Annotated in this window: 21 protein-coding genes; 10 read left to right on the top strand and 11 right to left on the bottom strand. The window is 63.4% G+C overall.

The genetic code is table 11. The annotated features are described in order from the left end of the window. Nucleotides 1-2 precede the first annotated feature (2 nt). From hisA to hisB, 4 genes are all read right to left on the bottom strand, one after another. Nucleotides 3-746, bottom strand: coding sequence for a 1-(5-phosphoribosyl)-5-[(5-phosphoribosylamino)methylideneamino]imidazole-4-carboxamide isomerase (gene hisA / locus XI04_RS29035; protein ID WP_271610583.1), 744 nt, complete (start codon nucleotides 744-746; stop codon nucleotides 3-5). Further along, nucleotides 743-1,393 carry an imidazole glycerol phosphate synthase subunit HisH gene (hisH, locus tag XI04_RS29030; RefSeq protein ID WP_028139387.1) on the bottom strand — a complete coding sequence of 217 codons (651 nt, stop codon included), beginning with the start codon at nucleotides 1,391-1,393 and terminating at the stop codon, nucleotides 743-745. The genes hisA and hisH overlap by 4 nt, the downstream gene beginning before the upstream one ends. After that, nucleotides 1,390-1,920, bottom strand: a complete 531-nt coding sequence (locus XI04_RS29025; protein WP_028139386.1) for a DUF2628 domain-containing protein — start codon at nucleotides 1,918-1,920, stop codon at nucleotides 1,390-1,392. The genes hisH and XI04_RS29025 overlap by 4 nt, the downstream gene beginning before the upstream one ends. 66 nt (nucleotides 1,921-1,986) lie before the next feature. Further along, nucleotides 1,987-2,580, bottom strand: a complete 594-nt coding sequence (gene hisB, locus XI04_RS29020; protein ID WP_018323527.1) for an imidazoleglycerol-phosphate dehydratase HisB — start codon at nucleotides 2,578-2,580, stop codon at nucleotides 1,987-1,989. A 201-nt stretch (nucleotides 2,581-2,781) separates the two neighbouring features. Here hisB and hslV point away from each other — a divergent pair, with 201 nt between their 5' ends. From hslV to XI04_RS28995, 5 genes are all read left to right on the top strand, one after another. Further along, nucleotides 2,782-3,342: an ATP-dependent protease subunit HslV gene (gene hslV, locus XI04_RS29015; RefSeq protein ID WP_018323528.1), complete on the top strand. Its 561-nt coding sequence runs from the start codon at nucleotides 2,782-2,784 to the stop codon at nucleotides 3,340-3,342. A gap of 3 nt (nucleotides 3,343-3,345) precedes the next feature. After that, entirely contained in the window at nucleotides 3,346-3,828 is a 483-nt protein-coding gene (locus tag XI04_RS29010) for a GNAT family N-acetyltransferase (RefSeq protein ID WP_271610584.1), read from the top strand. Continuing rightward, nucleotides 3,825-4,442 carry a DUF2585 domain-containing protein gene (locus tag XI04_RS29005; protein WP_038972280.1) on the top strand — a complete coding sequence of 206 codons (618 nt, stop codon included), beginning with the start codon at nucleotides 3,825-3,827 and terminating at the stop codon, nucleotides 4,440-4,442. The genes XI04_RS29010 and XI04_RS29005 overlap by 4 nt, the downstream gene beginning before the upstream one ends. Nucleotides 4,443-4,491: 49 nt before the next feature. Beyond that, complete coding sequence (gene hslU, locus XI04_RS29000; RefSeq protein WP_271610585.1) at nucleotides 4,492-5,796, top strand: ATP-dependent protease ATPase subunit HslU; 1,305 nt, start codon at nucleotides 4,492-4,494, stop codon at nucleotides 5,794-5,796. Nucleotides 5,797-5,988: 192 nt separating this feature from the next. Next, nucleotides 5,989-7,113, top strand: a complete 1,125-nt coding sequence (locus XI04_RS28995; RefSeq protein ID WP_271610586.1) for a hypothetical protein — start codon at nucleotides 5,989-5,991, stop codon at nucleotides 7,111-7,113. Between the two features lie 121 nt (nucleotides 7,114-7,234). Here XI04_RS28995 and XI04_RS28990 read toward each other — a convergent pair whose 3' ends face one another. The 3 genes from XI04_RS28990 to XI04_RS28980 are packed head-to-tail and all read right to left on the bottom strand — an operon-like array spanning nucleotide 7,235 to nucleotide 10,045. Next, complete coding sequence (locus XI04_RS28990) at nucleotides 7,235-7,825, bottom strand: Smr/MutS family protein (protein WP_038948660.1); 591 nt, start codon at nucleotides 7,823-7,825, stop codon at nucleotides 7,235-7,237. Continuing rightward, the gene (gene mltA, locus XI04_RS28985; RefSeq protein WP_028139380.1) at nucleotides 7,822-9,360 is read right to left on the bottom strand and encodes a murein transglycosylase A; all 1,539 of its coding nucleotides are present in this window, start codon (nucleotides 9,358-9,360) and stop codon (nucleotides 7,822-7,824) included. The genes XI04_RS28990 and mltA overlap by 4 nt, the downstream gene beginning before the upstream one ends. Then, nucleotides 9,338-10,045, bottom strand: a complete 708-nt coding sequence (locus XI04_RS28980; RefSeq protein ID WP_028139379.1) for a Tim44/TimA family putative adaptor protein — start codon at nucleotides 10,043-10,045, stop codon at nucleotides 9,338-9,340. Before XI04_RS28980 ends, mltA begins: the two co-directional genes overlap by 23 nt. A 410-nt stretch (nucleotides 10,046-10,455) precedes the next feature. Between XI04_RS28980 and secB the strand changes: the two genes are divergently transcribed. Beyond that, the gene (secB, locus tag XI04_RS28975) at nucleotides 10,456-10,938 is read left to right on the top strand and encodes a protein-export chaperone SecB (RefSeq protein ID WP_018323536.1); all 483 of its coding nucleotides are present in this window, start codon (nucleotides 10,456-10,458) and stop codon (nucleotides 10,936-10,938) included. Here the strand turns inward: secB and dnaQ are convergent. From dnaQ to XI04_RS28955, 4 genes are read right to left on the bottom strand one after another with little or no spacing between them, the layout of a single operon-like run. After that, nucleotides 10,935-11,648, bottom strand: a complete 714-nt coding sequence (gene dnaQ / locus XI04_RS28970) for a DNA polymerase III subunit epsilon (protein ID WP_028139378.1) — start codon at nucleotides 11,646-11,648, stop codon at nucleotides 10,935-10,937. The two genes, secB and dnaQ, sit on opposite strands and share 4 nt — an antisense overlap. 55 nt (nucleotides 11,649-11,703) lie before the next feature. After that, the gene (coaE, locus tag XI04_RS28965) at nucleotides 11,704-12,303 is read right to left on the bottom strand and encodes a dephospho-CoA kinase (protein WP_028139377.1); all 600 of its coding nucleotides are present in this window, start codon (nucleotides 12,301-12,303) and stop codon (nucleotides 11,704-11,706) included. Between the two features lie 23 nt (nucleotides 12,304-12,326). After that, a complete protein-coding gene (locus tag XI04_RS28960; RefSeq protein WP_271610587.1) occupies nucleotides 12,327-12,935 on the bottom strand; it encodes a Maf family nucleotide pyrophosphatase in 609 nt (202 codons plus the stop codon). Nucleotides 12,936-12,943: 8 nt separating this feature from the next. Further along, complete coding sequence (locus tag XI04_RS28955) at nucleotides 12,944-13,783, bottom strand: pyruvate, water dikinase regulatory protein (protein ID WP_018323540.1); 840 nt, start codon at nucleotides 13,781-13,783, stop codon at nucleotides 12,944-12,946. 459 nt (nucleotides 13,784-14,242) lie between these two features. Between XI04_RS28955 and hemJ the strand changes: the two genes are divergently transcribed. The 4 genes from hemJ to mnmG all read left to right on the top strand — a co-directional run bounded on the left by hemJ (nucleotide 14,243) and on the right by mnmG (nucleotide 20,314). After that, nucleotides 14,243-14,677, top strand: a complete 435-nt coding sequence (hemJ, locus tag XI04_RS28950; protein WP_028139375.1) for a protoporphyrinogen oxidase HemJ — start codon at nucleotides 14,243-14,245, stop codon at nucleotides 14,675-14,677. A 247-nt stretch (nucleotides 14,678-14,924) separates the two neighbouring features. After that, complete coding sequence (gene rho / locus XI04_RS28945) at nucleotides 14,925-16,190, top strand: transcription termination factor Rho (protein WP_008133567.1); 1,266 nt, start codon at nucleotides 14,925-14,927, stop codon at nucleotides 16,188-16,190. A 314-nt stretch (nucleotides 16,191-16,504) separates the two neighbouring features. Beyond that, entirely contained in the window at nucleotides 16,505-17,857 is a 1,353-nt protein-coding gene (gene mnmE, locus XI04_RS28940; protein WP_095424547.1) for a tRNA uridine-5-carboxymethylaminomethyl(34) synthesis GTPase MnmE, read from the top strand. A gap of 576 nt (nucleotides 17,858-18,433) precedes the next feature. After that, nucleotides 18,434-20,314: a tRNA uridine-5-carboxymethylaminomethyl(34) synthesis enzyme MnmG gene (gene mnmG, locus XI04_RS28935; RefSeq protein ID WP_095424546.1), complete on the top strand. Its 1,881-nt coding sequence runs from the start codon at nucleotides 18,434-18,436 to the stop codon at nucleotides 20,312-20,314. Nucleotides 20,315-20,400: the final 86 nt, after the last annotated feature.

Here is a 20,400-nt window from a genome sequence, read left to right as displayed (position 1 = left end):
TGTCAGCTCCCAGGCGCGCGCGCATTGCGGATCAAGGTGAGGGCGGCGGCGGGATCGAGCCGGCCGTCATAGAGCGCGCGGCCGGCAATCGCGCCGGCGAGCTTTTTCGCGCGCGGTGTCAGCATGGCTTTCACATCTTCGATCGAGGCGAGGCCGCCTGAGGCGATCACGGGAATCGAGATGGCGTCGGCCAGCGCGATGGTCGCATCGAGGTTCAGGCCCTTGAGCAGGCCGTCGCGCGCGATGTCGGTGAAGATGATGGCGGCAACGCCGGCATCCTCGAAGCGCTTTGCGATCTCCAGCACCGTGACCTGCGAGGTCTCGGCCCAGCCTTCGACCGCGACGTTGCCGTCGCGGGCGTCGAGCCCGACCGCGACGCGGCCGGGGAATTTTTTCGCCGCAGCCTTCACCAGCTCCGGATCGCGCACCGCAGCGGTGCCGATGATGACGCGGGTGATGCCCTTGTCGAGCCAGCCTTCAACGGTCGCGAGATCGCGAATGCCACCACCGAGCTGCACCGGAATCTTGATCGTCTTCAGCATCGCCTCGACGGCCTCGGCATTCACCGGCTTGCCGGCAAAGGCGCCATCGAGATCGACGACATGGAGATACTCAAAGCCCTGCTCGACGAAGCTCTGCGCCTGCGCCGCCGGATTGAGGTTGAACACCGTCGCGCGCGCCATGTCGCCTTGCTCGAGCCGCACGCATTGGCCGTTCTTGAGATCGATCGCGGGAAAGAGGATCACGGTTTCCATCGCAAAAAGTTCGAGATCAGAGCGAGGCCAAAGCGCTGGCTCTTCTCGGGGTGGAATTGGGTGCCGATCGCGGTGTCCTTGCCGACGATCGCGGTGACAGGCCCGCCGTAATCGGCGCGCGCGAGCACGTCCGCCTCGTTGGCGGCATTGAGGTGGTAGGAGTGCACGAAATAAGCGTGCTGGCCTTTCGGGCCGAGCGGCAGCCTGTTCAGCACCGGATGTTCCTGCAGTACGTCGAGCGTGTTCCAGCCCATGTGCGGGATCTTCAGGCTCTCGTCGCGCGGCGTGATCTTCTCGACGTCGCCGCCGATCCAGTTCAGGCCATCGGTCGTGACGTGCTCCTTGCCGCGGGTCGCCATCAGCTGCATGCCGACGCAGATGCCGAAGAACGGCCGCGCCTTGACCCGCACCGCTTCGGTGATCGCCTCGACCATGCCATTGACGGCATCGAGCCCGCGCCGGCAATCGGCGAAGGCGCCGACGCCCGGCAGCACCAGACGGTCAGCCTCGTAGGCCTGATCGGGATCGCTGGTGACGAAAACCTTTTGCGGATTTTCGAGGCTGCGCGCGGCGCGCTCGAACGCCTTGGCGGCGGAATGCAGATTGCCAGAACCGTAATCGATGATGGCGACGCTCATCTTGACCCTCCCGGTTCTGGAAACAACCCGATGATGCCGCCGGCCGGAATCGGCGGCGGATTCGAGAATGGCTGACCCGGCACGCTGCGGGTCGGCGGCGGGCCGCCGCGATCGACGGCCCATTGATCGTTGACGATGCCGTGCTGCTTCTGGCTCCAGCGCTCGAAGAAGCGACGCTCGGCGGTGTCCTCGTCATCGCCAACCACCACGTCGAGCTGCCGCCATTTGCCGCGCGACAGCGTCCAGCGGCGCAGGCTCGAGGCCTCGAAGCCCATCAGCAGCGCGACGATGAGATCGGCGAAGAAGATCGAGCCCCGTCCGACGCCGAGGCTCGACAGTCCGGCGTTGAACGCTGCGACGAAAACCACCCAGCCGATCAGCGCCAGCCACAGCCGATTCCACAGCAGCCAGAACGGACCGAGGATCATCGCCCAGAAATGGAATCCGTCGCGCACGAACACGAACTTGTCGGTCGCGCGCAGATCGGCTCCGGCAGGGGAGGGAGCATGAACTGTGTAGACAGGCATGGTGATGCCCCGTTCCTAGGAATTCAGTGATGCCGCAAGCGGCGCGCAGCCGCTGGCCGAAAGACGTTAGCCGCCGAGCGAGCCCTTGGTGGACGGGATTTCTCCCGCCGCTTTCGGATCGATCGCGACCGCTGTGCGCAGCGCCCGCGCCAGGCCCTTGAAGCAGGACTCGGCGATATGGTGGCTGTTATCGCCATATAGGGTCTCGACGTGGAGAGTCACGCCGGCATTCATGGCGAAGGCCTGGAACCACTCGCGCACCAGCTCGGTGTCGAACTCGCCGATCTTGTCGCGGGGGAAGTCGGCCTTGAACACCAGGAAAGGGCGGCCCGAGATGTCGATGACCACACGCGAGAGCGTCTCGTCCATCGGCATGTGCACGCCGGCATAGCGGGTGATGCCCGCCATGTTGCCGAGCGCCTGCTTGACCGCCTGGCCGAGCGCGATGCCGGTGTCTTCGGTGGTATGGTGGTAATCAATGTGCAGATCCCCCACCGCCTTGACCGTGAGGTCGATGCGGGAATGGCGGGCGAGGAGATCGAGCATATGGTCGAAAAAGCCGATGCCGGTCGCGATATTGGCCACGCCGGTGCCATCGAGGTTCACGGAGACCTCGATGTCGGTTTCCTTGGTCTTGCGCTTGATCGTCGCGGTGCGCATTGAAACTAGCTCTCATCCTGGCTCGGGGGCCGAAAACGCCGGTCTTTTAACAGCCAAATGACGCCTTCGCTACCGCGGGATCGCCTTGGCAGGCCGGCACTTCCACCTATGGTGAGCAAATTGGGGCCGGAGCGGCCCGTTGTGCCCTGGTTGTCCCCTTGCCCCCGACCGCCTAAATCAGGCCGGACAACGAGGTACTTCATGCAGGATTCCCAGAACAGCTCGCCGGGCTGGCACGGCACCACGATTTTGACGGTGCGCAAGGGCGGCAAAGTGGTGGTCGGCGGCGATGGCCAGGTCTCGATCGGCCAGACCGTGATCAAGTCCAACGCTAAAAAGGTCCGCAAGCTCGGCAAGGGCGATGTGATCGGCGGCTTTGCCGGCGCGACCGCCGACGCCTTCACGCTGTTTGAGCGGTTGGAAGCCAAACTCGAGCAATATCCGGGGCAGCTGACCCGGGCCGCGGTCGAGCTGGCCAAGGACTGGCGCACCGACCGTTATTTGCGGCGGCTGGAGGCCATGATGATCGTGGCCGACAAGGACGTCTCCCTGGTGCTGACCGGCACCGGCGACGTGCTCGAACCCGAGGCCGGCGTCATGGCGATCGGCTCCGGCGGCAATTACGCGCTGGCGGCGGCACGGGCCCTGCTCGACACCGACAAGGACGCCGAGACCATCGTCCGCCGCTCCCTCGACATCGCCGCCGACATCTGCGTCTACACCAACCGGAATTTGACGATCGAGAGCCTGGCAGCGGGATAGGCCATGGCGCCCGCCTACACCTTCCGCCCGATGGCCGAGGCCGATCTGCCGATGATCCGGCGCTGGCTGGACGCGCCGCATGTCGCCGAATGGTGGCATGATCCGGAGACGCTCGAGTTCGTCAGCGGCGACCTCGAGCATCCTGACTTGGCGCAGTTCATCGTCAGCCTTGACGGTCGGTCTTTCGCCTATCTGCAGTGCTACCAGATCGGCGATTGGCATGTCAGCTTCGGCTCGCAGCCCGCGGGCACCCGCGGCCTCGATCAATTCATCGGCGAGGCCGACATGGTCGGATGCGGCCACGGCTCGGCTTTCATTCGCGCTTTCATCGATCAGCTCTTTGCCCGCGGCGTGCCGCGCATCGTGATCGACCCCAGCCCCGCCAATCCGCGCGCAATTCGTGCCTATGAGAAAGCTGGATTCGTGCCGCAGCACGAGATCGTTACGCCCGATGGTCCCGCACTCCTGATGATCCGAGACCCATGACGCTTGCCGCGACTTCCACCGCCAAGACGGCGTTTCCGCCGCTCGCCTGGGCGGGCATCGCGCTGTTGCTGCTGGCGCTGCAGGCTGCGATCCTGTTCGGCATGGGGCGGGTGCCGATCTGCACCTGCGGCTATGTCAAGCTGTGGCACGGCGTGGTGAACAGCTCGGAGAACTCCCAGCACATCGCCGACTGGTACACCTTTTCCCATGTTCTGCACGGCTTCCTGTTCTATGGCCTGACCTGGCTGCTGTTCGCGCGATTGCCGTTGCTGTCTCTATCCTGGCCGGCTCGACTGATCATCGCCATGCTGATCGAAGGCGCCTGGGAGATCGTCGAGAACTCGCCCTTCATCATCGAGCGCTACCGCGCCGGCACGATCTCGCTGGATTATTTCGGCGACAGCATCGTCAATTCGGTCTCCGACAATCTGGCCATGATGCTCGGGTTCCTCGTCGCACGCGTTCTGCCCGTATCAGCGACGATCCTGATCGGCCTCGCCTTCGAGATCATGCTGGCGCTGCACATTCGCGACAATCTGACGCTCAATATCCTGATGCTGATCCATCCGATCGAGGCGGTGAAGGAATGGCAATCCGGCCCGCCCATCATCTGACCTAAAAAGCGACTTGTCCTTGACCGCCTCCCGCCCTAGCTAGACAGACATGACAGACTTCTCTCCCCGTGAAATCGTTTCCGAACTCGACCGTTTCATCGTCGGCCAAGCCGACGCCAAGCGCGCCGTCTCGATCGCGCTGCGCAACCGCTGGCGCCGGCAGCAGCTCGAAGGCTCGCTGCGCGAAGAGGTGCTGCCGAAGAACATCCTGATGATCGGCCCCACCGGCGTCGGCAAGACGGAAATCGCGCGGCGGCTCGCCAAGCTCGCGAATGCGCCGTTCCTGAAGGTGGAAGCGACCAAATTCACCGAGGTCGGTTATGTCGGCCGCGACGTCGAGCAGATCGTGCGCGATCTCGTCGAGGTCGCAATCGCCCAGATCCGCGAGAAGAAGCGCAAGGACGTGCACGCCCGCGCGCAGCTCGCCGCCGAGGAGCGCGTGCTCGATGCGCTGGTCGGCGCCAATGCCAGCGCGGCGACGCGTGAATCCTTCCGCAAGAAGCTGCGTGCCGGCGAGCTCAACGACAAGGAAATCGAGATCGAGACGCAAGGCGGCGGCAGCGGCATGCCGATGTTCGAGATCCCGGGCATGCCGGGCGCGCAGATGGGCGCGATCTCGATCGGCGACATCTTCGGCAAGTTAGGGGGCCGCAGCAAGACGCGGCGGCTGACGGTCGAAGGCTCGCACGAGATCCTCGTCAACGAGGAGTCCGACAAGCTGCTGGACACCGATCAGCTGACGCTGGAGGCGATCAACGCGGTCGAGAACAACGGCATCGTGTTTCTCGACGAGATCGACAAGATCTGCGCGCGCGAAGGCCGTGCCGCCGGCGACGTCTCGCGCGAGGGCGTGCAGCGCGATCTGCTGCCCTTGATCGAGGGCACCACGGTCTCGACCAAGCACGGCGCGGTCAAGACCGACCACATCCTGTTCATCGCCTCCGGCGCCTTCCACGTCGCAAAGCCGTCGGACCTGCTGCCGGAATTGCAGGGCCGCCTGCCGATCCGCGTCGAATTGCAGGCGCTGACCCGCGACGACATGCGCCGCATCCTGACCGAGCCCGAGGCCTCGCTGATCAAGCAATATGTCGCCTTGATGCAGACCGAGGGCGTGACGCTCGACATCACCGACGGCGCCATCGACGCGCTCGCCGACGTCGCGGTCGCCGTCAATTCCACCGTCGAGAACATCGGCGCGCGGCGGCTGCAGACCGTGATGGAGCGGGTGCTGGACGAGATCTCCTTCACCGCCCCCGACCGCAGCGGCGAGACCGTCAAGGTGGATGCGGATTTCGTGCAGAAGCACGTGGGTGATCTCGCCAAGAACGCCGATCTGAGCCGGTTCATTTTGTAATTCTGGGCGGTCACGCTATCAATCGGTTGTCGTCCCTGCGAAAGCAGGGACCCATAACCACCAGCGGTCCTTGTTGAAACAGATAGTAGCTCCAGCCCTGCCTCAAATAACCTCCTGTGGTTATGGGTCCCGGGTCGCGCTTCGCTTGCCCGGGACGACGGCGGAGGTCGATCGCGCCAGCCCGGGTGCTGCGTGATCGCTCCGATCCAGAACAACCCCTGGCGACTCCTGCTCGCGATCAACGCGGCGGTCATCGTCGGCGTGTTCATTCACAAGATCCAGCTGCCGCCTTACGTCCCCTACATCCATCTCCTGGTCGACTACCATTTCGGCTTCATCAAGCGCGCGCTGATCGGTGCCACCGTCGCGCTGTTCACGGACAAGGTGCCGGTCTGGTCGGTGTTCGCGATCGGCGGGGTGACGTGGCTGGTGACGCTGGCCCTGTACGCAAGGCTGTTTCAGAAGAGCTTTGGCTTCACCGCGAAAACGCTGCCGCTGTTCGTCTTCATTGCGGGCTCGCCGTTCTTCCTCAAGAACCTCATGCACACGCTCGGCCATTTCGACATCTATGGCTGTGCGCTGGCGCTCGTTCTGCTGCTGATGCCGGCGGGGTCGCTGCTGTTCGTGGCTTTGGCCGCGATGTTCTCGATCGTTCTCGTGCTGATCCACCACATTCATCTGCTGATGTATGTGCCGACGATCGTCACCATCGTCGTGATCAGGCACTATCTCGCCTGCGGGCTCAATCGCGGCAATATCGCCTTCGGCATCGTCGCCCTGATCATTGTCGCGGCGCTGTTCTTTGCGGCACAATTTTTGGGAACGATGCCGATCCCCGAAGCGGATTTCGTCGCCTATCTGAAGAGCCGGATGGCCGATCCCTCGCGAACCGATCTGCTGCAATTTGCCTACATCTGGTACCAGCCGCTGTCCAAGGAGGTCTCGGACACCTGGGGGCGCCTGCCGCACAACGTCCTCGGCGTGCCCGTGTTCGCGCTGCTGATCTGGCTGCACACGCCGCTGTGGCGTTTCTTCGCGAAGCTCATCGGCGCGCTCGCAAGCGAGACGCACCGCCGCCTCGTGCTCGCGGCACTGATCGGAATCAGCCTCGCCTATCTCGTGATGTTTGCGATGGTGTTCGACTATTCGCGCTGGATCTCGAACTGGGCGGTCTGCATGTTCCTGCTCCTGCATGCCGTGAAGATGCTGCCGGCCGCGCAGGAGACAGCGCTGATCCCGACGGAGGATCAGAAAACGAATATCTTCGGCCTGATCCTCACGCTGATCCCGCGCGTTGGAATCATCCGGCCGTTCTAGAGCACTGGTTGAAGTCAAATCGCGTATGGCCAACAGCGATGCTCTCTCCGTTCCCTCCCCCCTTGTGGGGGAGGGAACGCACTTTCGCCGGAGCGCGTGTCGAGTCTCATCGTTTCAGGTTTTAAAACCTCGCCCGCCTGATCCGCACATACAGCGCGCCCTCGCCGCCATGGCCGATATGCGCCGTCTCGAAGCCGACGACGAAGGCGCGGAATTCCGGCAGGCTCAGCCATTCCGGCACCAGGCGGCGCAGCACGCCGCTTTCGCCGCCGCTGCGGCCCTTGCCGGTGATGACGAGGACGAAGGTCAGGCCGTCGTGATGGGCGCGGTGCAGGAAGCCGGTCAGGGCGCGATGCGCGCGCGTCTGGGTCATGCCGTGCAGATCGAGCCGCGCCTCGATCTCGCTGCGGCCGCGCGACAGCTTTGTGCGCTCGCGCTTGCCGAGCGGCGCCAAGGGCGGGACGGCCGGTTTTGCGGCGCGCGGCGCCGGTGCAGCGGCGACCGGCCGTGGCGATGACGCAGGCCGCGTGACGGGTGCTGCGGGCAAAGGCTCGGTGCGCGGAGCGGCATGCGCCTTCGCCGCGCGGTGCTTCCTCAGCGGCTTGACCTGTTTGGCAACGACTTCCCACAGCTCGCGCTCCTCCTCGCTCAGCGCGCGGCGGCGCGGCGAGGGGCGAGGCTCCAGCACGGGCGGACGGGACGATCGCTTCATTGCTGCCGATGGGGCCGTTTCTTCACTGGCCGCTGGGGTTCGGAAGCGGGCTCGATCACGGGACGCGGCGCCGGCAGCGGGACTGGACCCGCGATGGCGACGGTGTCGCTCTTGGTTTCCGCGGGGCCTGCGGCAGCGGCCGGCTTCGCCGTCCCCTTCCCGGGGTCGGTTTGCGGAAACAGCTTGGCGATCTTCTCCGAGGGGCGCGGATCAGGCAGCGGCAGCCGGGCGCCGCGTGCCGAGGGATCGAGGCCCTTCGGCACCAGCATCACGAAATGCATGGGATGGCGCAGTCGCCCCGAGATGCGGCCGGCCTCCTGGCCTGCGCCGAAAAACAGATCGGCGCGCGCGGGACCGATGATGGCCGAGCCGGTATCCTGCGCGATCATCAGCCGATGGAACGGTGTCTTCGAGCGTTCGGACTCGATCGGCAGCTCGCCCTCAATGAAGAACGGCGTGCCGTAGACATGCAGCGCCTTGTCCACCGCGATCGAGCGTCCCGCCGTCAGCGGGATACCCTGCGCGCCCACCGCCTCATCCTTGTCGGAGAGGTTGACCTCTCGGAAGAAAATATAGGCGCGGTTCTGGCGGCGCAGATCCTTGGCACCGTCAGGATTTTGCGCCATCCACTCCCTGATCTTCTGCATCGACATCTCTTCCTTCGGAATGATGCCGCGCTCGATCAGGACGCGCCCGACGGCAGTGTAGGGATAGCCGTTATAGGCGTCGTAATTCAGCCGGACCGTGCCGCCGTCGTCGAACTTGATCCGCGCCGAGCCCTGGATCTGCGCGAACAGCAGATCGGTCGGATCCTTCAGCCAGGCGATCTCCAGCCCGCGGCCGGCGATCTTGCCGTCCTCGATCTCGCCGCGGTCGTAATAGGGCACCAGCTTGCGGCGGCCGATCTTGCGATAGACCGGGCCCTTGTTGGGCAGGCTGACCGAATCCTGCTTGTAGCCGCGCACGAACAGATTCGAGGGACGCCGGTAGACCGGAACGTTGTAGACGTCGGTCTGCGTGCGCGATCCCTCCAGCACCGGCTCGTAATAGCCGGTGACGAAACCGTCGGGCTCGCCGAGGCGGGAGATCCGCAGCGGCGCGAAATTCTCCTCGAAGAAGGTCTTTGCTTTGGCGTCGTCGATGAGATCGAGCGATTTCGCCGCCCGGCAAGGTTCGCTCAGCGAACCTCCCAAGGCTTTCGGCTCGGCCGCGCCGGTTTGTGCATTGATCGGCTTGCAGCTGGCGCGGAACGTCTTGTACGCCGCGAGATGATTGTCATCGCTCCAGCCCTTCACGTCCGCCCAGGCCAGCGGCAGATATTGCGCGCCCGGAATTTCGAACGGCAGCGGGAGCTGCGGATAGGGCAAGGCCCGCGGCGGAGCCGCAGGCAATTGCGGGGGATGATGGTGATGGCTGCGATAGTGGCGCCGCGCGGCCTCGGCGCCGAGCGAAAACGACGACAGCACGACGACACCTGCGCAAAGCGCCGTCGCGCCGGTCTTCAGATAGACCTTAATTCGCGCTTCCGGTGCCAACCAGCTTCCAGTTCGGATCGCGAGAGGTGACGTCGCGGGCGAAAGTCCAGATGTCGGTGATGTCGGCGACCGTGTCGGCGCTGCCGTCGACGATATTGCCGGCCTTGTCTCGGGTGGCCGAGATCATCTGCGAGACGAAGCGAATCGTGAGCTGGGCGGTACGGTCGCGCAGCTCGGCGCCGACGAGTTCGGCCTTGTCGATCGAGACGAAGCGGGTCTCGGTCTTCTGCTCGTTCTTCTCGCGTTCCTTGATCGCGGCCTCGAAGCTGTCATAGACGTCCGAGGACAACAGGTCGCGCAGCGCGCGGCGGTCGCCATTGGCAAAGGCCAGCACGATCATCTCGTAGGCACCGCGGGCGCCCGAGATGAAATGGCGCGGGTCGAACGTGGCATCCTTGTCGACGATGGCATCCAGGCCCTGCGCAAGCGCGGTGCCCGGCTCGGTCAGGCCCTTCCAGCGATCGGAGGGCGGGGTCGGCTCGGCCGTCGGCGCCAGCGGGGCCTGGTCGATCACCTTGCCCGGCATGGTCACGACGTTGTTGTCCTGGGCACCCCCGAGCGCATTGCGAGCGGCGGTCCGATCGAACGGCGGCCGCTCGTTGCCGGTACGCTGCCCGAGCACGCTGCGCAGCCGCAGAAAGATGAAGACCGCCAGCGCCAGGAAGATGATGGTGTAGATGTCCACGTCGGATTCGCTTTCTGGTCTTTGCTCTGGGTCTTCGCTTTGGGGTCGTCGCCGGGAAAATCAATCCGGCCAGTAGACCGTTCCATACGGGAACGGCAAGTCTACATCACCATTTTAGGTCCACGTCAGGTCCGTGGGATGTAGGCACGAAATCTTGCCCGGCCAATGGCGCCTTTTGGCACAGCACCGAGTGTAGCGCGTTTTATGCTTAAGGGGAAACCCGATCCTGCCCGGAAATCGCGCATCTTCAATCATTTAAGGCGCAGTTTTGCGGAAAAGGCGGGATGAACGCGGCGGTTGCGACGCGGCCGGAATCCGCCTCCGGGACCGTTCGTCCTTGTGGAATGAGGCGGCCCTATGTTAGCCAACCGCCGCGAAATTCAGCCCAAATCGGGTAAGGAGAGACTCTCATGACCAATGGTAACGGCACCCCTCCCGAGGCGGCCCAGGCTCCCCAGCTCAACGTGCTGGCGCAATATACCAAGGACCTTTCGTTCGAAAATCCGAACGCGCCCAGCTCGCTCCAGCAGCAGAGCCAGCCTCCCCAGATCAACATCCAGATCAATGTCAGCGCCAACAATCTCAGCGAACAGGAGTTCGAGGTGACGTTGTCGGTCGAAGGCAAGGCCGAGACCGCGGGCAAGATCATGTTCTCGTTCGAGCTCGCCTATGCCGGCGTGTTCCGCATCGCCAACGTGCCGAAGGAGAATCTGCATCCGCTGGTCATGATCGAGTGCCCGCGCCTGCTGTTCCCGTTCGCCCGCGAGATCATCGCGACCGCGGTGCGCGACGGCGGGTTCCCGCCCCTGATGCTGGATCCGGTCGACTTCGTCGGTCTCTACCGCCAGAACATGGAGCGGCAAATGGCCGCTCAGCCGAGCGGCCAGGCCTAACCAGCCGGAGGAGCTGGAGCGGGCAAAAACTCGTTCCAGATCGCCTTGTCGCCGAGCGTTGCGATGAAGGCCTTGTGGGCCTCACGCTCGGCATCGGAAACCCGCGGCGCGAGCGGCACCAGCCGCTGCCGCCGCGGCGCATCGCCAGCCGCATTGACCCGAATCTCCTGAGCGTCCGACGCCAGAAGCAGCTGCGACTGCCGCGCCCCGACCAGATCGACATAGACCTCGGCCAGCAGCTCGGCATCCAGCAGCGCGCCGTGCTTGGTGCGGTGTGAATTGTCGATCGCATAGCGCGAGCAGAGGTCATCGAGCCGGTTGGACACGCCGGGATGCTTGCGCCGCGCCAGCAGCAGCGTATCGACCAGCCGTTCGCGCGGGATCGCCGCGCGCTTGATCTTGTCGAGCTCGGCATTGATGAAGCCGATGTCGAACGAGGCGTTGTGGATCACCAGCGGCGCATCGCCGATGAACTCCAGAAACGCATCGACGACCTCGTGGAACAGCGGCTTGGTCGACAGAAATTCGGCCGACAAACCATGCACCGCAAAAGCTTCCGCCGGCATGTCCCGTTCGGGATTGATATAGACGTGATACGTCTGCCCCGTCGGCATGCGGTTGAGCATCTCGACGCAGCCGATTTCGACCAGACGATCGCCGCGCAGCGGATCGAGGCCGGTGGTTTCGGTGTCGAGAACGATTTCGCGCATGTCTTGAGATCAGTAGCTTGAGAGCAGCGTCTTGAGAACCGTGTGAGGCAGCGAATCAGGCTCGCCGCTGCGGCATCTTAACGACCTCCGCCAGGATGTGGGCGATTTGCGCGCGCACCGGGTCAAGTCCGTGTGACGTATCCACCACGAAATCGGCCCGCTTGCGCTTCTCGGCGTCCGGCGTCTGCTTGGCAATGATCGCGTCGAGCTTGGCTTCGTCCATGGTACCGCGCGCCAGCACCCGCTCGCGCTGGAGTTCCGGCGAGGTCGAAACCACGACCACGGCATCGACCCGCTTCTCGCCACCGGTCTCGAACAGCAGCGGGATGTCCAGCACCACGACCGGCGCCTTGGCGGCTTCCGCCTCGGCAAAAAACTTTTGCCGGGAGGCGCCGAGCATCGGATGGACGATTTGCTCGAGCTGCTTGATGGCCGCGGGGTCGTGCACGACGCGCGCCGACAGTTTTGGCCGGTCCACCTTGCCGTTCACAGTGGTGCCGGGAAAGGCGGCCTCGATGGCGGGCGCCGCTTCGCCTTCATAAAGCTGATGCACGGCGGCATCGGCGTCGTAGACGGGCACGCCGGCCTCCGCGAACAGTTTCGCAGTGGTGGATTTCCCCATCCCGATCGAGCCGGTCAGTCCCAGGATCCGCATCAGCGCTCAGCCCTGTCTGTCATTCACACCGCAACTAGCCGTTCGCGTCGCAGGAACGCAAGCAGCGGCAGCAGCGGCAGGCCGAGAATGGTGAAATGATCGCCCTCGATCCGCTCGAACAGATGGATGCCCAGGCTTTCAAGCTGATAGGCCCCGACGCTGGTGGTGACGGCGTCGCCGGCAGCGTCCAGATAGGCTGAAAGCTCGTCCTCGGTCATCTCGCGCATGGTCATACGTGCGACCGCGACGTCTTCGAAAACAATCTTGCTGTCATGCGCCACGGCCACGGCGGAATTCAGCTCATGGCTGTTGCCGGCGAGATCGCGCAATTGCGCCAATGCCTGCGGACGGCCTGCGGGCTTGTTGAAAAGACGGTTGCCAAGAGCCAGTGTCTGATCGGCCCCGATCACGTAGCTTCCGGGATGATTGGCCGAGATCGCCTTGGCCTTTTCGCGCGCCAGCAGCAGTGCGATCTCGCGCGGATTTGAAAGCGCCGAAGCTAATTGAATACCGCGCTCGTCGATATCGGCGGTAATAGCCTTGAACTCCAGCCCGGCATTGGCCAGCAGCATTTTTCGGGCACTGCTCTGCGAGGCCAGAATCAACGGATGTTTGCCGAGCCACAGACCCATCGCGAAAGCTATCCGGAAGGCCGGTTGCGCTGGCGATCGCTGTAGAGCTTCATGATCGCCGCCGCGGTTTCCTCGATCGAGCGTCGCGTGACATCCAGCAGCGGCCAATCATGCTTGGCACTGAGCTTGCGCGCAAACGCAACTTCCTCGGTGACCGACTGCCTGTCGGTATAGGTGTCGTTGCCGGAGTCGGTCCCCATCGAAAGCAGGCGATTCTGACGGATCTGGATCAGGCGTTCCGGCGTCGCGTGCAGGCTGACGACCAGCGGCCGCGTCAGCGTCTCCAGTTGCGAAGGCACCGGAATGCCGGGAACCAGCGGCACGTTGGCGGTGCGGATGCCGCGATTGGCCAGATAAATCGACGTCGGCGTCTTGGAAGTGCGGGACACACCAACCAGCACCACGTCGGCATCGTCGAGACCTTCGACATGCTGACCATCGTCATGGATCATGGTGTAGTTCAGCGCATCGATGCGCTTGAAATATTCCGCGTTGAGGACGTGCTGGGCGCCGACGCGGCCGGTGGTCGCAGCCCCGAGATAGGCTTCGAACAGCTGCATCACCGGGCCGATAATCGACAGGCTCGGAACATTGATCTCCTTGCACTTGTCCTCGAGCCTGGAGACCAGATCCTTCTCCAGCAGCGTGAACAGCACGATCCCCGGCGCTTCCTCGATCTCGTCGAGCACGCGGTCGAGCTGCTTCTGGCTGCGCACCAGCGGATAGACATGCTCGACCGGGGTGACGTTGGCGTATTGGGCCGCAACCGCGCGTGCCACGGTGATCAGCGTCTCGCCGGTGGAGTCGGACACGAGGTGCAGATGGAAATAATTGTTCGAGGTTGGCACAAAATCTCTTTGTATGGAGTCGGTGTGGATTGTGGATTTCTGTGGAGCTTAACCCCTCGGAAAGGGTTGCGCGACACCAGGGGCGGGACAAGTGCCAATTTTCTTCACACCGCTGCCCGTCAGGACAAGTCCGGCGCCCTCGCTGCGGGGAAACGGGATTGCGCGGACAACCCCCTTGATAAGCTGCCGACAGAAAGGCGCAAGCCTTTGAAGCTGGCCGACTTATCGTAAATCGCCGCAGCGATCAGGGATATGTTGATGGATGTGAACAAGCGCGCGTGAACGTGCGGACGGAATTGTGTGAGTCCAATCCACGGTCACATAGACTCAAACCTTAAGAATCTAAGATTCTAGATTTGAGGAAGGCGCTACGGACGGATATGTGTGCAGGCAAGACCTTAACGAGTTCTTACTATCCCCAGCGTTCCCTCGGCTGGCTCAGAAATCCGGACGCAGAAAATGTTTGAAGACGTCTATCTCTGGATCAAGGCGCTGCACGTGATCGCCGTCATCTCCTGGATGGCGGGCATGCTCTATCTGCCGCGGCTGTTCGTTTATCACAGCGAGGCCGAAATCGGCTCGAAGCAGTCGGAAACGTTCAAGGTGATGGAACGTCGGCTGCTCAAGGCCATCATCAACCCGGCCATGATCGTCACCTGGCTCGCCGGGCTCTATCTCGCCTGGTCCGGCCACTGGTTCTCGTTTGGCTGGCTGCACGTAAAACTGGCATTGGTCCTGGCGATGTCCGCGGTCCACGGCTTTTTTTCTCGCTGGCTGAAGGATTTCGCCGCGGACCGACGCCCCCGGACCCAGAAATTCTATAGAATTATCAACGAGGTGCCGACCGTCCTGATGATTCTCATCGTCATCATGGTGATCGTGAAGCCGTTCTAGGCAAGGCGCGCGACGATTAGCTCAGCGCTTCGGCTTGCGGAGAAGGGAGCGATTTTCTATATTATCGATATCCCACCCAACGCAGGCGGATGTGGTTGTGTCTGAGCTTTCCAGAGGCCGGACACCGCATCAGGTTTGAAGCCTCATCGGCACTTAACCTTGCCAGACCTGCGGACCTTATCTTCTCACGTCCGCATTTCAGAGCCTCCTCGCACCCCTCCCAAGGTTACCCCACAGGACCACCCCAATGCGGGAAATTAAACTCGAAGACCTCAAGTCAAAAACTCCGGCCGAGCTCGTCTCGTTCGCGGAGGAGAACGGGGTCGAGAATGCCAGCACCATGCGCAAGCAGGAGCTGCTGTTCGCCATCCTCAAGCAGCTCGCGCTCGCCGAGACCGATATTGTCGGCCAGGGCGTCGTCGAGGTTCTCTCCGACGGCTTCGGCTTCCTCCGCTCGCCCGATGCGAATTATCTGCCGGGCCCGGACGACATCTACGTTTCGCCGTCGCAGATCCGCCGTTTCGGCCTGCGCACCGGCGACACCATCGAAGGCCACATCCGCAGCCCGAAAGAGGGCGAACGCTATTTCGCGCTGCTGAAGGTCAACACGCTCAATTTCGAGGATCCGGAAAAGGCCAAGCACAAGGTCAATTTCGACAACCTCACGCCGCTGTTTCCGAATCAGCGTTTCCGCATGGAGATCGACGATCCGACGCGGAAAGACCTTTCTGCACGCGTGATCGACATCGTCGCGCCGATCGGCAAGGGCCAGCGTGCATTGATCGTCGCGCCGCCGCGCACGGGTAAAACCGTGCTGATGCAGAACATCGCGCACTCGATCACGCACAATCACCCCGAATGCTATCTGATCGTGCTGTTGATCGACGAGCGTCCGGAAGAAGTCACGGACATGCAGCGCTCGGTGAAGGGCGAGGTCGTGTCGTCGACCTTCGACGAACCCGCGGTGCGTCACGTCCAGGTCGCCGAGATGGTGATCGAAAAAGCCAAGCGTCTGGTCGAGCACGGCCGCGACGTCGTGATCCTGCTCGATTCGATCACGCGTTTGGGCCGCGCCTACAACACCGTGGTGCCGTCATCCGGCAAGGTGCTGACCGGCGGTGTCGACGCCAATGCGCTGCAGCGCCCGAAGCGCTTCTTTGGTGCCGCCCGCAACATCGAGGAGGGCGGCTCGCTGACCATCATTGCGACCGCGCTGGTCGATACCGGCAGCCGAATGGACGAAGTCATTTTCGAAGAGTTCAAGGGCACCGGTAACTCGGAACTGATCCTGGATCGCAAGGTCTCGGACAAGCGCACCTTCCCGGCGATCGACATCTCGCGCTCCGGCACCCGCAAGGAGGAGCTCATCACCGATCCGCAGGTGCTCAAGAAGATGTACGTGCTTCGCCGCATCCTCAACCCGATGGGCACGATGGACGCGATCGACTTCCTGCTCGACAAGCTGCGCTCGACCAAGAGCAATTCGGAGTTCTTCGACTCCATGAACACCTGAGCATGGTGCAGCAAGAAATTAGAGGGCGCCTTCGGGCGCCCTTTTTCGTTGTGCGGCTCTGCTGCGGCGTAGATGCAGCATGGAGCTGTGTCGACGCGCAGATCCAGATTTCTCAGAAGATGTTGATATACCTACAGAATGCTTGACATCGGCTGGCGGACCTTTGCCAAACGGCGAGGTTTTTGCAGCGAATTTCCGGGTCTCTATTGCGATGCAACATGATCTTTGCTGCGGCAAAGGCGCAGCAAAACGGACCCGCCGCGGTCCTGGGAGCGGCCCATTTGCCTTTTCGTCCCGAGCCGGACAAATAGGCCATGCATCCGCGAGACCAGACCATCTTTGCGCTCTCGTCCGGCCGGGCGCCGAGTGCGATCGCCGTGGTGCGCGTCTCGGGTCCGCAAGCCGGTCTGGCGCTGACGACCTTGGCGGGGAAGCTGCCGGCGCCGAGGCAGGCCAGCCGCCGGCTGCTTCGTGACGGCGCGGGCCAGCCGATCGACGATGCGGTCGTGCTGTGGTTTCCGGGGCCGGCCAGCGCGACCGGCGAGGACGTCGCCGAATTCCACGTTCATGGCGGCCGCGCCGTGCTCTCGGTACTGGTCGCCGCAATTTCGATAATTCCGAATATGCGAGCCGCCGAGCCGGGCGAGTTCACGCGGCGCGCGTTCGAGAACGGCAAGCTCGACCTGACCGAAGCCGAGGGTCTCGACGATCTCATCCATGCCGACACCGACCGCCAGCGGCGCCAGGCGCTGCGCCAGTTGCAGGGCCTGCTCGGTGACCGCGCGCGCGACTGGCGCGAGCGCATCATCGAGGCCTCGGCGCTGATCGAGGCCGGCATCGATTTTTCCGACGAGGGCGATGTGCCGGCGGAATTGAGGTCGCCGGCGGTGAAAGCGATCAAGGCCCTGCACGACGAAATCACAAAAGTCCTTGCGGCACAGGGACATTCTGAACGGCTGCGTGAGGGCCTGGTGGTTGCGATCGCGGGCGAGCCGAATGTCGGCAAGTCGACGCTGATGAATCAGCTCGCGCGCCGCGAGGTCGCGATCGTCTCGCCGCATGCCGGCACGACGCGCGACGTGATCGAGGTCCAGCTCGATCTCGATGGCTATCCCGTCACGGTGATCGACACCGCCGGCATCCGCGAGACCGATGATCCGGTCGAGCAGGAGGGCGTGCGCCGCGCGCGAGCGCGGGCCGAGGACGCCGACCTCGTGCTGTGGCTGGTGGAGGGGGAGCAAGCCGTCAATCCGGACGCGCTGCGTTCCCTTCGGAAATCCGAAGGCGGCGATCGGTCGGAGGGGTCCGTCTGGATCGTCCGCAACAAGATCGATCTCGGGGGCCGGGCTAGCAAGTTGAGCAGCGAGTTCGGGATCTCGGCGAGACAGGGTGATGGCATCCCCGAGCTGGTCGATGCGCTGGTGAAATTCGCTTCCGAGTTTTTCGGAACCACCGAGGGCGCGCTGGTGACCCGGGCTCGCCAAAGGGAACTGTTGGTCCGGACGTCGGAGAGCTTGCGCCGGAGTCTGGACCTTGTAGAAGACGGCGAGGAGCTTGCAGCCGAAGAGCTGCGCGCCGCCGCTTACGCCTTGGGCCGATTGCTGGGCCGGGTAGATGTCGAAGACGTCCTCGGAGCGATCTTCCAAAAGTTCTGTATCGGAAAATAAAGCTAGTTCTTCATTGTAGAACTAGCGCTTGTTCCATTCCTTCTGTCTCACGTTATCCCGCTCGCTTTAAGCTCGATATCGATCGGGAACCCGCTTCGGAATCGGGGTGACGTGAAGCGTGAATTGGGGCCTTTGGCTCCTTCGCCTCATCCGGTCCGGTCTGTGCCCGGATGTTTCACGTGAAACACTGGTTGGGTGAGAGTAAGGCCGGGCGAATTGGAGTTCCTCTCTTCAAGCGAGTCCCCAGGACCATTCCAGGGCCTCTATTTTCGCCTCTTATTGCGAAGAGCCCCTGCGACGAAGCAATCCACGCTGCCTCCGAGAAAGGGATTCTGGATTGCTTTGCTCGCAATGCCTGTGGCCATCATCGGATCCAACATCCACCCAGTCGTCACCTTGCCGGGTGGAATGCCGATTTCGTTTCACGTGAAACACGAAACAATTCAATGGCCATTCTACTGTGCATGGGGTTGTTTTGGTGAAATCGCTTTCGGCCCCCTGGTCCGTGTTTCACGTGAAACATGCCTCGCCAGTTTCTTCTTCCGGCTTTCCCGACACTGAGCTAGAAGTCCGGACATGCGAACAGAGCGAGAGAGCTTCGACGTCATCGTGATTGGCGGCGGCCACGCCGGCTGTGAAGCCGCGGCTGCGTCTGCCCGGATGGGCGCAACGACCGCACTGGTGACGCATCGTTTCTCTACCATCGGTGCGATGTCCTGCAATCCCGCGATCGGCGGCCTCGGCAAGGGGCATCTGGTTCGTGAAGTCGATGCGCTGGACGGTCTGATGGGTCGCGTCGGCGATGCCGGCGGCATCCAGTTTCGCGTGCTCAATCGCCGCAAAGGTCCCGCCGTCCGTGGTCCTCGGGCCCAAGCCGACCGGAAGCTTTATGCCGCTGCGATGCAGGCCGCGATCCGGGAAACTGAGGGTCTTTCCGTCATCCAAGGCGAGGCTGACGAGCTGATCGTGGTCGATAACCGCGTCACCGGACTGCGCCTGGCGGATGGCCGGGAGCTTCGGGCAGGGGCTGTTGTCGTCACCACCGGTACCTTCCTCCGTGGTCTCATTCATCTCGGAGAGAAGAACTGGCCGGCCGGCCGGGTCGGAGAGGCGCCCGCGATGGGTCTTTCCGGCTCCTTCGAGCGCGCCGGCTTCACCCTTGGACGGCTCAAGACCGGCACTCCGCCGCGTCTCGACGGCACCACGATCGACTGGTTCGCAGTCGAAATGCAGCCCGGAGACGAGCCGCCGGAGCCGTTTTCGGTGATGACCGAGCGGATCACCACCCCGCAGATCCAGTGCGGGATCACCCGGACCACATCCGCGACCCATGAGGTGATCCGGGCCAATGTCCATCGCTCCCCGATGTACTCCGGCCAGATCAAGAGCTCTGGTCCCCGCTATTGCCCCTCCATCGAGGACAAGATCGTCCGCTTCGGCGATCGTGACGGTCATCAGATCTTCCTGGAGCCGGAAGGCCTCGACGACAGCACCGTCTATCCCAACGGCATCTCGACCTCGCTGCCGGAGGAGGTCCAGCTCGCGATCCTCGCCAGCATCCCCGGCCTTGAGCGAGTGAAGATGGTCCGGCCGGGCTATGCCATCGAATACGACCACATCGATCCCCGCGAGCTCGATCCGACCCTGCAGACCAAGCGCCTCCGCGGCCTGTTCCTGGCCGGACAGATCAACGGCACCACCGGATACGAAGAGGCTGCCGGGCAGGGCATCGTGGCCGGCCTGAACGCGGCACTGGCTGCGAGCGGGGCCGCATTGACGGTGTTCGACCGTGCCGACGGCTATCTCGGTGTGATGATCGACGACCTCGTCACCCGCGGGATCAGCGAGCCCTATCGGATGTTCACTTCCAGGGCCGAGTATCGCCTGACCTTGCGGGCGGACAATGCCGATCAGCGTTTGACCGAGAAGGGGATCGCTTTGGGGTGCGTCGGCAGTGCCCGGACCCAGCATCATCGTGCCAAGATGGACGCCCTGAACGCGGCCAGGGCGCTGTCGAAGTCGCTGGCGATCACCCCGAACGAAGCGATCAAGCACGGGCTGTCCCTGAACCGGGACGGCCAGCGCCGGTCGGCGTTCTCCCTGATGGCCTATCCGGATATCGGCTGGAGCCAGGTCCGCGCGATCTGGCCGGAGCTGTCCGCCATCGATCCCGTCATCGCTACCCATCTCGAGATCGACGCCAAGTACGATGTCTACCTCGAGCGCCAGAGCGCCGACGTCGAGGCCTTCCGGCGCGACGAGGGGCTGGTGCTGTCTGAGGTCGATTACCAGCAGGTGCCCGGGCTCTCCAACGAGGTGCGTGCCAAGCTGGAGAAGGCACGGCCGTTCACCGTCGGGCAGGCTGGCCGGATCGACGGCATGACGCCGGCAGCGCTCGGCATTCTCGCGGCCTATCTCCGGCGTGAGGCACGCAAATCCACCAAGGCAATCGCATAGGCGTTTCACGTGAAACAGCGCGGACCGGGCGGGGACAGACCGCTAACGCGACGACCAGGGACAGGTGAGGGCGCGCATCGTCGATC

Source organism: Bradyrhizobium sp. CCBAU 11430, from assembly GCF_028128855.1.
GTDB classification, from domain to species: Bacteria; Pseudomonadota; Alphaproteobacteria; order Rhizobiales; family Xanthobacteraceae; genus Bradyrhizobium; species Bradyrhizobium ottawaense.
Note: the sequence above shows the minus strand (reverse complement) of the source record. Positions and strands in the feature narration are given on the sequence as shown.

Coding starts and splice junctions, on each gene's coding strand:
- mnmE (WP_095424547.1), top strand. CDS start 16,505: ATGCATCCGCGAGACCAGACCATCTTTGCGCTCTCGTCCGGCCGGGCG.
- XI04_RS28960 (WP_271610587.1), bottom strand. CDS start 12,935: ATGGGTCTGTGGCTCGGCAAACATCCGTTGATTCTGGCCTCGCAGAGC.
- XI04_RS28990 (WP_038948660.1), bottom strand. CDS start 7,825: ATGAAGCGATCGTCCCGTCCGCCCGTGCTGGAGCCTCGCCCCTCGCCG.
- XI04_RS29025 (WP_028139386.1), bottom strand. CDS start 1,920: ATGCCTGTCTACACAGTTCATGCTCCCTCCCCTGCCGGAGCCGATCTG.
- dnaQ (WP_028139378.1), bottom strand. CDS start 11,648: ATGCGCGAAATCGTTCTCGACACCGAAACCACCGGCCTCGATCCGCTG.
- XI04_RS29005 (WP_038972280.1), top strand. CDS start 3,825: ATGACGCTTGCCGCGACTTCCACCGCCAAGACGGCGTTTCCGCCGCTC.
- hslU (WP_271610585.1), top strand. CDS start 4,492: ATGACAGACTTCTCTCCCCGTGAAATCGTTTCCGAACTCGACCGTTTC.
- coaE (WP_028139377.1), bottom strand. CDS start 12,303: ATGCGGATCCTGGGACTGACCGGCTCGATCGGGATGGGGAAATCCACC.
- hisH (WP_028139387.1), bottom strand. CDS start 1,393: ATGAGCGTCGCCATCATCGATTACGGTTCTGGCAATCTGCATTCCGCC.
- hslV (WP_018323528.1), top strand. CDS start 2,782: ATGCAGGATTCCCAGAACAGCTCGCCGGGCTGGCACGGCACCACGATT.
- mnmG (WP_095424546.1), top strand. CDS start 18,434: ATGCGAACAGAGCGAGAGAGCTTCGACGTCATCGTGATTGGCGGCGGC.
- hemJ (WP_028139375.1), top strand. CDS start 14,243: ATGTTTGAAGACGTCTATCTCTGGATCAAGGCGCTGCACGTGATCGCC.
- rho (WP_008133567.1), top strand. CDS start 14,925: ATGCGGGAAATTAAACTCGAAGACCTCAAGTCAAAAACTCCGGCCGAG.
- secB (WP_018323536.1), top strand. CDS start 10,456: ATGACCAATGGTAACGGCACCCCTCCCGAGGCGGCCCAGGCTCCCCAG.
- XI04_RS29010 (WP_271610584.1), top strand. CDS start 3,346: ATGGCGCCCGCCTACACCTTCCGCCCGATGGCCGAGGCCGATCTGCCG.
- hisB (WP_018323527.1), bottom strand. CDS start 2,580: ATGCGCACCGCGACGATCAAGCGCAAGACCAAGGAAACCGACATCGAG.